At 72.3% G+C, this 13,691-nt stretch carries 16 protein-coding genes; 5 read left to right on the top strand and 11 right to left on the bottom strand.

Annotated elements, in window-relative coordinates; translation table 11 throughout:
• Positions 1–9 precede the first annotated feature (9 nt).
• The 3 genes from GGQ91_RS14730 to GGQ91_RS14720 form a co-directional block, all read right to left on the bottom strand.
• A complete protein-coding gene (locus GGQ91_RS14730) occupies positions 10–765 on the bottom strand; it encodes an N-acetylmuramoyl-L-alanine amidase (RefSeq protein ID WP_182592270.1) in 756 nt (251 codons plus the stop codon).
• Complete coding sequence (locus GGQ91_RS14725) at positions 762–1,502, bottom strand: TerB family tellurite resistance protein (protein WP_043347379.1); 741 nt, start codon at positions 1,500–1,502, stop codon at positions 762–764. The genes GGQ91_RS14730 and GGQ91_RS14725 overlap by 4 nt, the downstream gene beginning before the upstream one ends.
• Positions 1,503–1,658: 156 nt before the next feature.
• The gene (locus GGQ91_RS14720; protein ID WP_043347377.1) at positions 1,659–1,928 is read right to left on the bottom strand and encodes a hypothetical protein; all 270 of its coding nucleotides are present in this window, start codon (positions 1,926–1,928) and stop codon (positions 1,659–1,661) included.
• 244 nt (positions 1,929–2,172) lie between these two features.
• On the opposite strand from GGQ91_RS14720, the gene GGQ91_RS14715 reads away from it, so the two are divergent.
• Positions 2,173–2,832 carry an urease accessory protein UreE gene (locus tag GGQ91_RS14715; protein ID WP_182592269.1) on the top strand — a complete coding sequence of 220 codons (660 nt, stop codon included), beginning with the start codon at positions 2,173–2,175 and terminating at the stop codon, positions 2,830–2,832.
• 106 nt (positions 2,833–2,938) lie between these two features.
• On the opposite strand, the gene GGQ91_RS14710 is transcribed toward GGQ91_RS14715, so the two are convergent.
• The 3 genes from GGQ91_RS14710 to GGQ91_RS14700 all read right to left on the bottom strand — a co-directional run bounded on the left by GGQ91_RS14710 (position 2,939) and on the right by GGQ91_RS14700 (position 3,928).
• Positions 2,939–3,364: a GFA family protein gene (locus GGQ91_RS14710; protein WP_043381962.1), complete on the bottom strand. Its 426-nt coding sequence runs from the start codon at positions 3,362–3,364 to the stop codon at positions 2,939–2,941.
• 164 nt (positions 3,365–3,528) lie between these two features.
• Positions 3,529–3,744: a hypothetical protein gene (locus GGQ91_RS14705; RefSeq protein ID WP_043757194.1), complete on the bottom strand. Its 216-nt coding sequence runs from the start codon at positions 3,742–3,744 to the stop codon at positions 3,529–3,531.
• Positions 3,745–3,757: 13 nt separating this feature from the next.
• Entirely contained in the window at positions 3,758–3,928 is a 171-nt protein-coding gene (locus GGQ91_RS14700) for a hypothetical protein (RefSeq protein WP_158498450.1), read from the bottom strand.
• A 306-nt stretch (positions 3,929–4,234) separates the two neighbouring features.
• On the opposite strand from GGQ91_RS14700, the gene GGQ91_RS14695 reads away from it, so the two are divergent.
• Entirely contained in the window at positions 4,235–5,110 is an 876-nt protein-coding gene (locus tag GGQ91_RS14695) for an SDR family oxidoreductase (protein ID WP_043757189.1), read from the top strand.
• Between the two features lie 57 nt (positions 5,111–5,167).
• Here the strand turns inward: GGQ91_RS14695 and GGQ91_RS14690 are convergent, their stop codons facing one another.
• Positions 5,168–6,799 carry a methyl-accepting chemotaxis protein gene (locus GGQ91_RS14690; RefSeq protein ID WP_210281283.1) on the bottom strand — a complete coding sequence of 544 codons (1,632 nt, stop codon included), beginning with the start codon at positions 6,797–6,799 and terminating at the stop codon, positions 5,168–5,170.
• A 443-nt stretch (positions 6,800–7,242) separates the two neighbouring features.
• Between GGQ91_RS14690 and dusA the strand changes: the two genes are divergently transcribed.
• Positions 7,243–8,262 (top strand): tRNA dihydrouridine(20/20a) synthase DusA, encoded by a 1,020-nt coding sequence (dusA, locus tag GGQ91_RS14685; protein WP_078946967.1) that lies wholly within the window; start codon positions 7,243–7,245, stop codon positions 8,260–8,262.
• Positions 8,263–8,274: 12 nt separating this feature from the next.
• On the opposite strand, the gene GGQ91_RS14680 is transcribed toward dusA, so the two are convergent.
• Genes GGQ91_RS14680 through cobS form a run of 3 tightly spaced genes read right to left on the bottom strand, consistent with a single transcriptional unit; the run spans position 8,275 to position 10,052 of the window.
• Positions 8,275–8,967, bottom strand: coding sequence for a retropepsin-like aspartic protease family protein (locus tag GGQ91_RS14680; protein WP_182592267.1), 693 nt, complete (start codon positions 8,965–8,967; stop codon positions 8,275–8,277).
• Positions 8,964–9,176: a DUF1289 domain-containing protein gene (locus GGQ91_RS14675; protein WP_075380162.1), complete on the bottom strand. Its 213-nt coding sequence runs from the start codon at positions 9,174–9,176 to the stop codon at positions 8,964–8,966. The genes GGQ91_RS14680 and GGQ91_RS14675 overlap by 4 nt, the downstream gene beginning before the upstream one ends.
• 51 nt (positions 9,177–9,227) lie before the next feature.
• Positions 9,228–10,052 (bottom strand): adenosylcobinamide-GDP ribazoletransferase, encoded by an 825-nt coding sequence (gene cobS / locus GGQ91_RS14670; RefSeq protein ID WP_043355872.1) that lies wholly within the window; start codon positions 10,050–10,052, stop codon positions 9,228–9,230.
• Between the two features lie 86 nt (positions 10,053–10,138).
• Here cobS and cobT point away from each other — a divergent pair, with 86 nt between their 5' ends.
• The gene (gene cobT / locus GGQ91_RS14665) at positions 10,139–11,179 is read left to right on the top strand and encodes a nicotinate-nucleotide--dimethylbenzimidazole phosphoribosyltransferase (RefSeq protein WP_182592266.1); all 1,041 of its coding nucleotides are present in this window, start codon (positions 10,139–10,141) and stop codon (positions 11,177–11,179) included.
• Positions 11,180–11,209: 30 nt separating this feature from the next.
• Here the strand turns inward: cobT and GGQ91_RS14660 are convergent, their stop codons facing one another.
• Positions 11,210–12,802: an ABC transporter substrate-binding protein gene (locus tag GGQ91_RS14660; RefSeq protein ID WP_182592265.1), complete on the bottom strand. Its 1,593-nt coding sequence runs from the start codon at positions 12,800–12,802 to the stop codon at positions 11,210–11,212.
• 117 nt (positions 12,803–12,919) lie between these two features.
• On the opposite strand from GGQ91_RS14660, the gene GGQ91_RS14655 reads away from it, so the two are divergent.
• Positions 12,920–13,597, top strand: coding sequence for a GntR family transcriptional regulator (locus tag GGQ91_RS14655; RefSeq protein WP_182592264.1), 678 nt, complete (start codon positions 12,920–12,922; stop codon positions 13,595–13,597).
• Positions 13,598–13,691 lie beyond the last annotated feature (94 nt).

The raw sequence follows: 13,691 nt of genomic DNA, 5'->3' as shown, positions 1-13,691 counted from the left end.
CGGCGGTCCTCAGGCCGCCGGCAGGGCCGCGATCAGGTCGCGCAGGGTGGTGATGGTGGAGGCGTCGGCGACGCCATCCACCCGTGCCGGACGGAAATGACGCTGGAACGCGGTGATCACCGCCTGGGTGCGCGCGTCGAACAGGCCCGTCACCGGCTGGTCGTAGCCGTAGAGTGCGATCATTGCCTGAAGCGCCTCGACGGGCTGGCCGGCATCGCCCCGCGCGAAGAACCGGCCGTCCTGGAGGCGGGCCGGGGGCACGTAATGGCCCACCCCCGCCGCCGCGAGCCGGCTCCAGGGGAAGGTCTCGCCCGGATCCTCCTTGCGTTCGGGTGCGATGTCGGAATGGCCGAGCACCCGCTCCGGCGGGATCGGCCAGCGGCCGATGATGTCCCGGGCCAGGGCGATCACCGCTTCGATCTGCGCGTCCGGGTAGGACGGCAGGCCGCCGGCATGGCCCGGATGGACGATCTCGATCCCGATGGAGCGGGTATTGATATCGGTCTCGCCCTTCCAGGCCCCGGCGCCGGCATGCCAGGCCCGGCGAGCCTCCGGCACCATCTGGACGATGCCGCCATCCTCGAACACGAGATAGTGGGCCGAGACCTCGCTCAGCGGGTCGCGCAGCCGCGCCAGCGCGGCGGCCCCGCTGTCCATGCCGGTGTAATGCAGGACCAGCATGTCGAGCGGCCCCGCGCGCCGGGCTCCGTGGTTCGGCGAGGGCGCGACGCGGCGGGCGAGGGGCGTATCGGGGATGAGGCTCACCGCAGCCCGCGCTCCTGCGCGATCCGGTCGTAGGCCGCGTTGATCGCGGCGAGGCGCCGCGTGGCGATGGCCACCGCCTCCGTCGGCAGGCCGCGGGCGAGCGCCCGATCCGGGTGGTGCTCGGCGACCAGCGCGCGGTGGCGCGCCTTCACGGCGGCATCGTCCGCCTCCCGGTCGAGCCCGAGGACGCCGTAGGGATCGTCCGGGAGCCGCACGTGCCGGGCGGCGATGCGCCGGAACGCCACCTCATCGAAGCCGAAGATTCCCGAGACCGCGCGCAGGTAGCGCTCCTCGGCCTCGTGGAGGGCCCCGTCGGCGCCGGCGATCTGGAACAGGCCGTCGAGCACGTCCTCCAGCAGCGCCGGCTCGTCGCCGAAGGTGGTCGCAAGCTGGTGCGCGTAGGCCTCGAAGCCGCTCGTGGTCTTCTTGGCGAGATCGAACAGGCGCTCCACGCCCGCCCGCGCGGACGGCTCCACCTGAATCACCCGGCCGAAGGCCTCGACCTCAGACGGCAGCACGACGCCGTCGGATTTCGCCATCTTGGCGGCGAGCGCCACGAGTCCGGTGGTGAACACGACGTCGCGCGGCGTCCGCCCGAAGGGTGCGCCGACCCGGTCCAGCAGGAAGTGGCCCGCGACCCCTCCGATCAGGGCCCCGAGCGGACCGCCGATCGCGAGGCCGATGCCGGCACCGCCGAGCTTCCCCCAGACGCCCTGGGACTTGGTCGCCTGGCTCATGGGCGGCCCGGTCTCGGCGCTGATCCTCGGCTCGGCTCTGTCATCGGGGCGGCGGGGTTCCGGCACCGGGACAGGCCCGGCCGAGCGACGGGATAGACCCTCCGCACGCCGCGAGGAAGGGCCGGGACGCGCCCGGCCCGCCCAGCTCAGTCTCGCTTAGCGGCAGTAGACGTTGCCGTAGGCGTCGCGATAGGTGCCGTAGGGGCAGCGCGGCGCGGTCGAGGCGCCCACGATGGCACCGCCGGCGCCGCCGATCGCGGCACCCGCCAGGGCACCGCCCGCGCGGCCGGTGGCCGCCGCACCGATCGCCGCACCGGTCAGGGCGCCGAGGCCCGCACCGCCCAGAGCCCGGTCTTCCGGGGTGTTGCAGCCGGCGAGCGAGAGGGCGGCGATGGTGGCGAGGGCGGCTGCCGTCAGCTTCTTCATGGTCCCCAGAACTCCCTTGTGAATCCGGTCCGGCCGGTGGCCGTGATCGTTGCGGATCGCGTCGAGCTTAGCAGGAAAGGAATGCCGGCCATACGGCTAAGGTTCCATCGGCCGCGAGACGAGTTGCGTCGGGTTCCCGTCTCGCCCTATGCCACGGTTCCGAGGCGGTGCTCCGGCCGGGATGCCGTAGCCCCCTATCCGGCACCACGTCCGGCATCAGTCCGGCACCATGTCCGAGGGTCCCATGCCGACAGCCACCACGATCGTCCGCCGGGCCGCGGTGCGCGCCGACCGCGTCGCCGACACGGTGACCCTCGACCGCGCGGCCCGGGATGCCGTCACGGGACCCCTGGTCGCCGAGGGCGGTCTCGGCTTCGACGTCGCGCTCACCAAGGCGGCGGCGCTCGAGGACGGCGACGCCCTGCGCCTCGACGACGGCCGGCTCGTCGCCGTGCGGGCGGCCGCCGAGGATCTCCTGGAGGTGCGCGCCGAGAATCCGGCCCGCCTGCTGCGCCTGGCCTGGCAGCTCGGCGGCAGCCACGTGGATGCCGAGATCGGCGCGGACGTGCTCTACGTGCCGGCGACACCCGCCGCGGCCGAGCTGGTCCGCGGGCAGGGCTGCGTCGCGACCCCGGTCTCCCGCGCCTTCCGGCCCGAGCACGCCGCCCACGATCACAGCACCTGCGGGCACGATCACGGGCACGATCATCATGCCCACGCTCATCACGACCATGATCATCACGATCACGGTCACGGGCATGATCACGATCACGCGCACGACCATGGCCACAGCCACGATCACAGCCATGATCACGAGCACGGGCACCAGAAGCACGGCCATGATCATGCCCACGATCACGGCCACGTGCATGGTCCGGGCTGCGGCTGCGGCCACGATCACTAGCGTTTGAGCCCGGCCCGGCCCGGAGCGGCGCTCGGGGACCGGGGCGGTCAGGCAGGACCGGTCAGGAATCCTGCGCCGGCGCCGGAACGCGGACGGCCCGCCGCCGTCACTCCGCCGGGACGAAGCGCAGCGTGCCGGCGCGCCGCGTGGGCTGGCCGGTGTCGTTCGTGTGATTGACGCCGTCCATCACCGGGACCTCCGGAAAGTCGAAGGGGCTGACCCCGTCCAGGCAGGCCACGTTGACCGCGTGGACGTTCGGGTCCGACCGCCGCTGATGATGTGTGTAGACGCCGCAGCGGGAACAGAAGAAATGCTGCGCCGCCCCGGTATGGAACCGGTAAGTCGTCAGCGCCTCCGCACCCTGCAGGATCCTCACCCCGCCCGGCCGCGCCATCGCGACGACGGCGCCGCGCATGCGGCAGTAGGAGCAGGTGCACCGGCGGATCGACGCGAGATCGTCATCGAGGGCCGCCTCGAAGCGCACAGCCCCGCAATGGCAGCGGCCGGACCGGATCGTCGCATCGTCCGCCATGGTGCTGGGCCTTCCGTGCGATTTCCTGCGATCCGGCTCGGCGACAGATCCGGTGTGCGCCCCGAAGTCTAGGTTTCGGGCGCCATGCGAACAATCGCCAAGTCGTCACGCGGCGTGTCAGGAAAACTCACGCGGGGCCTCCGGGAGGCCGGAAGCCCTGCCGGTCACAGGCGTTTCGGCACGGGCCTGCGGCAGTACAGGCGCGCCGCCTCGGCGGACAGGCCGTCCTGGGCGGCCACGCACTGGTCGAGGGTGAGGCCGATGCTGGCCGCGTAGGACTCGTTGGGCGACAGCGCCGCGCGGGCGAGCGCCGCGAGGTACAGCAGGAAGGCCGCGACCGCGACGATCAGCGCCGCGACGACGGCGCGGTTCAGCAGCATTGCCGGCGTCCGCTCACGGGATCCCGACCAGAAGCAGCGCGAGCACGAGCACCGTCAGCCCCGCCCCGATCAGCGCCACGGCGGTGTAGTCGCGTCCGGACCGCCGCAGGGATGTGCGGCCGGGCCGGACCGTGATCCGCCCCTTGGATCCCTGTCCCGGGTCCCCATCCCGGGGCGGGCTCACTGCAGCAGGCCCCACAGGCCCGTGGCCAAGCCGAAGGTAAGCGAGAGCATCGCTGCGTAGAGCAGGACGCGATCGATCATGCGGGCGACCCGATCCTCCGGCTGAACCTCGATCATGGCGGGACCTCCTCACAGCGAGATTGACGAACGCCTGTTGCTGAGCTGTGTCGGCCCATCGCGGGCAGACGGACTCGTGTTGCCCCGGCGGGGCGGGGCCGGACGGTGCCGGACGGGGGCGCGGCGCCGCGGCGCCGGAACACCCGGGAGGCCGTGCGGTTGGACCGGCACCCCCCACCGGAGACGACGCGTGACCACGAATCCGCTGCACAAGTATCCCCGCCCGCCCTTCGCGGCGCAGCCCCAGAGCTTCCCCGGCAAGACCGGGCGCATGGAGCCGGAACCCGACCATGGCGAGACGAGCTACAAGGGCTCGGGCAAGCTGACCGGCCAGGCGGCGCTGATCACCGGCGGCGATTCCGGCATCGGCCGCGCGGTCGCCATCGCCTTCGCCCGGGAGGGTGCGGACGTCGCCATCTCCTACCTGCCGGACGAGCAGGCCGACGCGGAGGCGGTCGCCCAGTGGATCGAGAAGGCGGGACGGCGCGCGCTGCTCCTGCCGGGCGACCTCAAGGACGCCGCCTACGGGCGCCAGATCGTCGCCCGCACGGTGGAGACGTTCGGGCGCCTCGACGTGCTGGTCAACAACGGCGCGTTCCAGCAGCCGAACGCGGACCTCGCCGGAATCGACGACGCCGTGTTCGAGGATCATTTCCGCACCAACGTGTTCGGGGCGTTCTACGTGACCAAGGCGGCCCTCGCCCATCTGAAACCCGGCGCCTCGGTGATCTTCACCTCCTCGGTGAATTCCAAGCACCCGATGCCGTCGCTCCTCGCCTACAGCGCCACCAAGGGTGCGCTGAGCAACATGGTGCTGAGCCTCGCCCAGCTGCTCGCCGAAACGGGCGTGCGCGTGAACGGCGTGCTGCCCGGGCCGATCTGGACGCCGTTCATTCCCTCCGGGATGAGCCAGGATTCGGTGAAATCCTTCGGCAGCCAAGTGCCGTTCGGCCGCCCCGGACAACCGGCCGAACTCGCCTCGGCCTACGTGATGCTGGCCTCGGAGGAGAGCAGCTACACGTCGGGTGCGCTCGTCACGGTGGCGGGAGCCATGCCGGTGCTCTGACGCGCCGCGTCGGACGGGCATCCGCCACGGTGGTGCCCATCCGACGCGACCGCGCACTCAGGCGGCCCGCATCTCGGCGAGGAAGCGCATGACCTCGGACCGCAGGGCCTCGGCGCTGCGGCAGACGTCGCCGGCCGCCGCGCCGACCTCCCCGGCCACGCGTTGCGTCGCCTCCGCGGCCGATGAGGCCGAGACCACGTTCTGGCTCACCGAATCGGTGCCCTGGGCGGCCTGGTCGATGTTCTGCGAGATGTGCCCCGTGGCGACCCGCTGCTGCTCGACCGCCGCCGCGATCGCGCTGGCGATGGCGTTCATCGTGTCGACCGTGCCGCCGATGGCGTGCACCGCGTTGACGGCCTCCATGGTCTCGCCCTGGATCGCGGCGATCTGCGCGGTGATCTCCTCGGTGGCCTTCGCGGTCTGTCCGGCCAGCCCCTTCACCTCGGCGGCGACCACCGCGAAACCCCGCCCCGACTCGCCGGCCCGCGCCGCCTCGATGGTCGCGTTGAGCGCCAGGAGGTTCGTCTGCTCGGCGATCGCCGAGATGATCCGCACGACCTCCCCGATCTTCTCGGCGGCCCCGGCGAGCCCGCGGATCTGCCGGTCGGTCCGCTCCGCCTCCGTCACCGCCTGACCGGCGATCTCGGCCGACTTGGCGACCTGGCCGCTGATCTCCCCGATCGAGGCGGACAGCTCCTCGGTGGCGGCCGCCACCGTCTGCACGTTGGCCGCCGCCTGCTGCGCAGACCCGGCCGCCGAGCCGGCCTGCTGCGCCGCCTCCGCGGCAGTCTCCGACATCGCCCGGCAGGCTTCCCGCATCCCGGCCGCCGCGGTGTCGACCCGCGCCAGCAACTGGCTCGCCTCGGCATCGAAGCTGCGGGTCACCGCCTCCACCCAGTGGGCGCGCTCCTGCCGCCGCTCCTGCTCGGCCCGCTGCTCGGCCGATAGAGTCTGGGCCTGGATCATGCTGTCCCGGAACACGCCGGCGGCCTCGGCCATCTGGCCGATCTCGTCGCGCCGGCCGCGCCCCGGGATGGCGACATCCATCTCGCCGCCTGCGAGCCGCCGCAGGGCGGCCGTGAACGCGCTCAGGGGGCGCGTGATGCTGCTTGCCAGCAGAAACCCGACCACCCCGACCCCGATGGCGAGCGGGACCAGCCAGAGCAGGGTGGTGACGATCCGTGCCCGGTCCAAGGCGTGGATGTCGTCCACGTACAGGGCTGAGTTGATGACCCATTGCCAGGGCTCGTAGGCGAGCGAGTAGGCGACCTTCGGCGCGGGCTCGGTCTCACCGAGGCGGGCCCAACGGTACTCGGTGAAGCCGCCGCCCTCCTGAGCGTGCCGGATCATCGTCCAGACGAAGGTCTTCTTCATCGCCGCGTCGTCGCGGGACCGCGTGCCCTCGATCTTGGGATCGGGATGCACGACGTTGCGGCCGATATCGCCCGGGGTCGAGCTATAGACGAAGACGTAGTCGCCACCGTTGTAGCGCATCGCCCGCAGCGCGTCGGCAGCGCGCCGCCGCGCCTCGTCGGCCGTCATCGCGCCGGCCTCCGCCTGCTTGGCAAACGTCGCCACGATGCTGTGGGCCGACTCGACCTGGGCGCGGATGGCGGCCTTGCGGCCGTCCATCATCACTCCGCCGATGGAGGAGACCTGCACACCCACGATCGATATGAATGCCAACATTATCCCGCCTATAATATAGAAGACCTTTTTCCCGATAGTCATTTCTGTTAATTCCCAATATAAATTGGTAAAATACGCACCTGCGCGAGACAGAATCAAATGCTTCACGGCACCGCACCGGACCATCATCTTCTTTACATTGGAATGATTCCATGCCTGCCGCACATGGGAGCCATGCTGCGGCCCGGTTTTCACCGACATGGCGCGATCGCCGAGGGATTTACTGGCCGGCCGGACCACGCGCCTGACCGAGCCCGCGCCTCACCGAGCCAAAGGCCAGCCGCGACGCCGGCGACGGACTGACCGGCACCGCACGGCGTTTCGCCGGGCGGCCTCCCGTGGTATCCGGCGCCCTCCCGCGCCATCGGCCGGATCCCCGGACGCGCGGCCTCCGGCGGGACGCATGGCGGGCGGGATACGGGTCACAGCACGGATCTGGGAACGTGACGGCGGCTGACGAACGCGGCGCACTGGCGGGATGGCGCTTTTCCGTCGCCCCGATGATGGACTGGACGGACCGGCATTGCCGGGCCTTCCACCGGTCCCTCTCGGCGCGCGCCCGGCTCTACACCGAGATGGTGACCACCGGCGCAGTGCTGCACGGGCCGCGGGAGCGCCTGCTCGGCTTCGCGGATGTCGAGCACCCGGTGGCGGTCCAGCTCGGCGGCTCGGATCCGGCGGACTTGGCGCAGGCCGCGCGGATCGCCGCGGATTTCGGCTACGACGAGGTCAATCTCAATGTCGGCTGCCCCTCGGACCGGGTGCAGGAGGGCCGCTTCGGCGCCTGCCTGATGCGCGAGCCGGCCCTGGTGGGCGACTGCGTCGCCGCCCTGAAGGCGGCGGTCTCCGTGCCGGTCACGGTGAAGTGCCGGATCGGCGTCGACGACCAGGATCCCGAGGCCGCGCTCGACACCCTGGCCGACGCCGTGGTGGCGGCGGGCGTCGACGGGCTGATCGTCCATGCGCGCAAGGCTTGGCTCCAGGGGCTCTCGCCCAAGGAGAACCGGGACGTGCCGCCTCTCGATTACGGACGCGCGGCCCGGCTGAAGCAGCGGCTGCCCGGCCTGCCGATCGCGGTCAATGGCGGCCTGCGCGACCTGGACGCCGCGCGGGCGCGGCTCGCCGAGGTCGACGGCGTGATGGTCGGCCGCGCCGCCTATACCGAGCCGGCGCTGCTGCTCGGTGTCGATCCCGACCTGTTCGGCGTGCCGGCACCGGCCCCCGACGCTTTCGCGGCGATCGCGACATTCGAGCCCTATATCGCAGCGGCCCTGGCCCGGGGCGAGCGGCTGCACGCGGTGACCCGGCACATGCTCGGTCTGTTCAACGGCCGGCCGGGGGCGCGGGCCTACCGGCGCCATCTCTCGACCCACGGCATGCGCCCGGAGGCGGACCTCGCGACCCTGCGGGAGGCGGTGGCGCTGGTCTCCCGCGCGGCGCCCGAAGAAGCCCGCGCGGCCTGAGCGGCGGGCCGGTCAGGGACGCCGCAGGATCAGGCGGTCGCCCCGCACCTCGTAGCCGGACAGCCGCGACAGGAAGGTCTGGCCGAGGAGGTTCGCGGAGAGCGCGCCGGGCTTGGCCACCATGGCGTTGACCCGCCGCTCGGTGATCGTGCCGACGCTGAGCGAGTCGAGCTGGGTCGGCGCCGCGTAGGTGATGCCGTTGGCGGTGGAGACGCGGGCGGTGAAATCGGCGGGCGCGGGGGTGAGCCCCAGGGCGGCGGCGTTCTCGGCGGTGAGCACCACGCTGCTCGCCCCGGTGTCGAACAGGAAGGGCTGCACCCGGCCGTTCACCTCGGCATCGACGCGGAAATCGCCGTCCGCCCGCCGGGTGACGGTGACGGACCCGTCGCCGCTCGAGGTCGCGCTCCCCGGCCGGAGATCGCCGAGCACCCGGGCGCCGACATCCTGGATCCGGTCGCGGTAGCTGTAGCCGATCACGAGGGCGAGGCCGATCAGCCCCCAGGCCAGGAGCGCCTGCAGGTTCGCGCCGAGCCGCGCCGTGAATTGCCGCCAAAATCCGGCCACCACCAGGAGCAGGATCGTGCCGGTCCAGGCGAGGTTGGCGAGCTGATCGGGCCCGATCACGCCGCCGACGCTGTCGCTGCCGTCGCTGAGGACCAGGGCGACGGCCACCAGGGCGAGGGCGGCGAGGCCGAGATAGATCATGACGGCAGCGGCGCTTCCAGAGGCGTGAGGCCGGCGGCCCGCATCCGGGCTTCGAGCCCCGCCATGACGGTGCGGCGCTGCACCTCCGACAGCGCCCCCCAGGCGGCGATCTCGTCGCGGGTCCGCCCGCAGCCGCAGCACAATCCGGTCGGGGCGTCGAGCACGCAGACCTTGGTGCAGGGCGAGGAGGGTTTTGGCGCGGGCGGCATCGGGAAACCTTGGGCGGGGGATCGTGGCCGGGTCAAGACGCGTTGGCGTCCTCACTCCGCCCAAGCCGCCACCAGGGCCAGCAGCGCGGCGATCTCCGCGACCTGCTGGCAGGCGCCGATCACGTCCCCGGTCTGCCCCCCGATCCTGGCGCGGGCGAGCCGGGTCAGGGCCAAAGCCGCGAGGCCGGCGCACAGGATCATCGACACGACGCCGCCGAACGGCAGGCCGAGCGGCACGGCGCCGAGGGCCAGCACCGCACCGAGGCCGAGGGCGGTGGCGAGGCTCGCCCGGTCCGGGCGGCCCACCGCGGCGGCGAGCCCGCCGGGCCGGGCCGGCTCCAGCAGCACCATCGGGGCGAGGGCGGCGACCCGCGACAGGGCGGCGGCCAGGATCAGGCCGGTGACGGCGGCGTACCCGGTCCGGTCGAGGAGCGTGGCCAGGGCGCCGATCCGCAGGGCCAGGGCCAGGACCAGGGCCGCGCCCCCGTAGGCGCCGATCCGGCTGTCGCGCATGATCTCCAGGCGGCGCTCCCGGGTGGTGCCGCCGCCGAACCCGTCGGCGACGTCGGCGAGCCCGTCCTCGTGCAGGGCGCCCGTGGCCACCACCAGTACGGCGATGGCGAGCGTCGCGGCCAGGAACGGCCCGAGCCCGATCCACCAGCCGCCGGCCAGGACCAGGGCCGCGGGCAGGGCCAGGATCAGGCCGGCCAGCGGCAGCATCCGGGGCAGGGTGGTGAAGTCGGGGCTGCGATGCGGGTCCGGCTCTCCGGGCAGTTGCGGCACCGGCAGGCGGGAGTAGAAGCGCAGGCACCCGGCGAGGTCGTAGAGGGCGCCGCGCCCGGGCCAGTCGGCCTCCCCGCCGGTCTGCCTGTTCATCGCGGTCTCTCGCATCCGCCCGCCACCGCGCGCCGGTCCATTATAGTCTCCCCGTCCGGGGGCGCCCACAGGAAATCATCGCCGCCATGACCGACCCGATGACCGCTCCCGAACCCGGTCCCTTCGACGACATCCGCAACCTGCTGAAGGCGATGCCGGGCCCCGACGCGGAGGCGAAGGCCGCGGTCGCCGCCCGGGACGCGACCCTGACGAAGCCCGCGGGCTCGCTGGGGCGGCTGGAGAGCCTCGTGACGTGGCTGGCGGCATGGCAAGGTAAGGCGCCCCCGAGCTTCGACCGGCCGCTGGTCTGCGTCTTCGCCGGCAGCCACGGGGTCACGCGCCGCGGCGTCTCGGCCTTCCCGGACGCGGTCAACCGGCAGATGCTCGACAATTTCGCCGCCGGGGGCGGGGCGATCAACCAGATCTGCGCGGCCTACGGCCTCGGCTTCAAGGTGTTCGACCTCGCCCTCGACATGCCCACCGGCGACATCACGGAAGCGCCGGCCCTCGACGAGCGCGCCACGGTGGCCACCATGGCGTTCGGCATGGAGGCGGTGGCCGCCGGTACCGACTGCCTCGGCATCGGCGAGATGGGCATCGGCAACACCACCGTGGCGGCCGCCCTCTACGCCGCCCTGTTCGGCGGCGATCCCGCCCACTGGGTCGGGCGCGGCACCGGCGTCGACCGGGACGGCCTGTCCCGGAAGGTCGCGGCCGTGGAGGCGGCGCTCGCCCACCATGCCGGCCATCTCGACGACCCGCTCCAGGTCCTGGCGCGCCTCGGCGGCCGGGAGATCGCCGCCATGGCGGGGGCGATCCTGGCCGCCAGGCTCCAGCGCATCCCGGTGGTGATCGACGGCTACGTGGCCACCGCCGCCGCGGCCGTGCTCCACGCCGCCGACCCGAGCGCCCTCGACCATTGCCTCGCCGGCCACGTCTCGGCGGAGGGCGTCCACGCCGAGGTGCTGGAGCGGCTCGGTCTGGTGCCGCTGTTGGCGCTCGGCATGCGCCTCGGCGAGGCCTCGGGCGCCGGCATGGCGATGGGCCTGCTGAAGGGCGCGCTCGCCTGCCACACCGGCATGGCGACCTTCGCGCAGGCCGGTGTGTCCGAGAAAGAGGCGGGCTAGGACCGCCGCGGGCGCTCCGACCCTCCAGGCTCAGGCGGTCTTCTCGATGTTCCAGAAGAACTGCACGGGCGCCATCACCATGCCCTTGAGCTTCGAACTCACGGCCATCGGCTGCTGCACGAGGCCCGCAGGGGCGTAGGGCACGACCGCGAAGGCGCGCTCCTCGATGCGGGCGGCCAGCGCCTTCTGCTGCGCCTCGTCGCTCGTGGCGATCCACTCGCTGCGCAGGGTCTCGAGCGTCGGGTCGTCCGGCCAGCCGAACCACGCGGCCTGACCGTTGGCCCGGATCAGCGGGTGGAGCGCCGGGTTCAGGACGTCGGCCCCCGACCAGAGCGTGTGGAACAGCGACCAGCCGCCGGCATCGACCGGCCCGCGGTTGCCGCGGCGGGCGATGAAGCTGCCCCAGTCGGTGGAGACCAGATCGACAGTCATCCCGAGCTGCTTGAGCAGATCCTGGGTCACGAGCGACTGGTTGTAGGCGATCGGCTGGTCGGCCGGGGCCAGCAGCACCACGCGCTCGCCCTTGTAGCCGGCCTTAGCCAGCATCGCCTTGGCCTTGGCGAGGTCCCCCTGCATGGCGGCGGCCCCGCCGGCACCGGTCGACATCGGCGAGCCCGGCGTGAAGAAGGTCTTGGCCTCCCGGTAGTATTCGGGGCTGCCGACCACCGCCTGCATGTAGTCGTCCTGCTGCATGGCCATCATCACGGCCCGGCGGATCTCGGGATTGTTGAACGGCGGCTGCGTGTGGTTGAACCGCATCAGCAGGATCAGCCCGAGCGGCACGTTGCGGATCTCGATCCCGGGCTTGCCCTTCAGGACGGGGATCAGGTCGATCGCCGGCTGCTCGTACCAGTCCACCGCCCCCTGGATCATCGCGCCCACCGCCGCCGAGGCCTCGGTGATGGCCAGCCACTCGATCCGGTCGACCTTGGCGACCTTGCCGCCGGCCGCCCAGGAGGGCGCCTCCTCGCGGGGCCGGTAGCCGGCGTGGCGGGTGTAGATCGCGTTCTGGCCGGGAATCCATTCCCGCGCCTCGAACCGCCAGGGCCCGGACCCCATGGCGTTGGCGATCGGCTTGGAGGCATCCTGCAGGGCGATGCGCTCCGGCATGATGAAGGGCACGTTGGAGGACAGCTTGCCCAACGCCGCCGGGAGCAGGGGGAAGGGCTGCTTCAGGCTGATCGTGAAGGTCCGGGCGTCCTCCTGGCCGTATTCCGCCACGAATCCCGCCAGGGTCTGACCGAAGGCGTCGCGCTTGGACCAGCGCGCGATGGACGCGATGCAGTCCTTGGCCTCGACGGGGGAGCCGTCATGGAAGGTGAGACCGTCGCGGAGATGGAAGGTCCAGCGCAGGCCGTCGGGCGCGGTCTGCCACTCGCGGACCATCTGCGGCTGGATCCGGAAATTCTCGTCGGTGGCGAACAGCGTGTCGTAGACGAGATAGCCGTGGTTGCGGATGACGTAGCTCGTGGCGACGATCGGATCGAGGGACGGCAGGGGCGTCGACGGGATGAAGCGCAGCACGCTGCCGCCGCCGGGCTGGGCCCGGACCAGGTGCGGGAGGCCGAGGCCGGCGGCCGCGCCTGCGGTTCCGGCCAGAAGCTGGCGACGGGAGAGCTTCATCGCGGGCACCCTTGTCCTGATCGAGCCCGTTGCCCGATTGATTTTATACAATTTCAACACCGGAGCTCCGCCGTCAAGGGTCCTGCGGAGCTCCCGGGGGCGACCGGGAGCGAGACGATGAAGAACCGGACCATCGCGGGTTCGATCGGGACCGAGATCCGGCGACGCATCCTCGACGGGCGTTATCCGGCCGGCTCGCAGCTCCGCCAGGACGGGCTCGCGGCGGAGTTCGGGGCCAGCCGGATCCCGGTGCGGGAAGCCCTGTTCCAGCTCGAGGCCGAGGGCCTCGTGCGGATTCTGCCCCATCGCGGCGCCATGGTGGCGCCGCTCTCGCCGGCGGACGCGGCCGAGGCCCTGGAACTCCGGGGCGCCCTCGAGCCCCGCCTCCTGTCCCTGTCGGCGCCCAACCTGACCGCCGACGATTACGCCCGGGCCGACGCCCTGCTGGAGGATTACGCCGCGGCGTTGCGCGACGGCGCGACGGCGCTCTGGGGCGCCCTCAACACGGAGCTGCACCTCCTCCTCTACAGCCGGGCCGAGCGGCCCCGCGCCCTCGCTCTCGTCGGCTCCCTCCTGGCCGAGTGCGACCGCTACACGCGCCTGCAGCTCTCGACGGACAATGCCGAGCTGGAACGGGCCGACCGCGAGCACCGCGAGATCGTCCGGCTCTGCCGCAACGGCCACGTCTCGGCGGCCTGCGCCCTCCTGACCGACCATATCGACCACGTCGCGTCCGCGCTGATGGCCTTCCTGGGCGACGCCTCGGCGACCGCCACCAAGCGCAAGATTGTATAAAATCCTTGCCAGAATCGCGCGTCGCTGCCATGGAGAGGGGCGCCACCCCGCGAGGCCCGACAGGCCGGCCGGGGCGATTCTCCTCCCAGCAGAC

It is taken from the genome of Methylobacterium fujisawaense (assembly GCF_014138435.1).
In the GTDB taxonomy this organism is placed as follows: domain Bacteria; phylum Pseudomonadota; class Alphaproteobacteria; order Rhizobiales; family Beijerinckiaceae; genus Methylobacterium; species Methylobacterium fujisawaense.
This window is presented reverse-complemented; position numbering and strand designations above follow the sequence as displayed.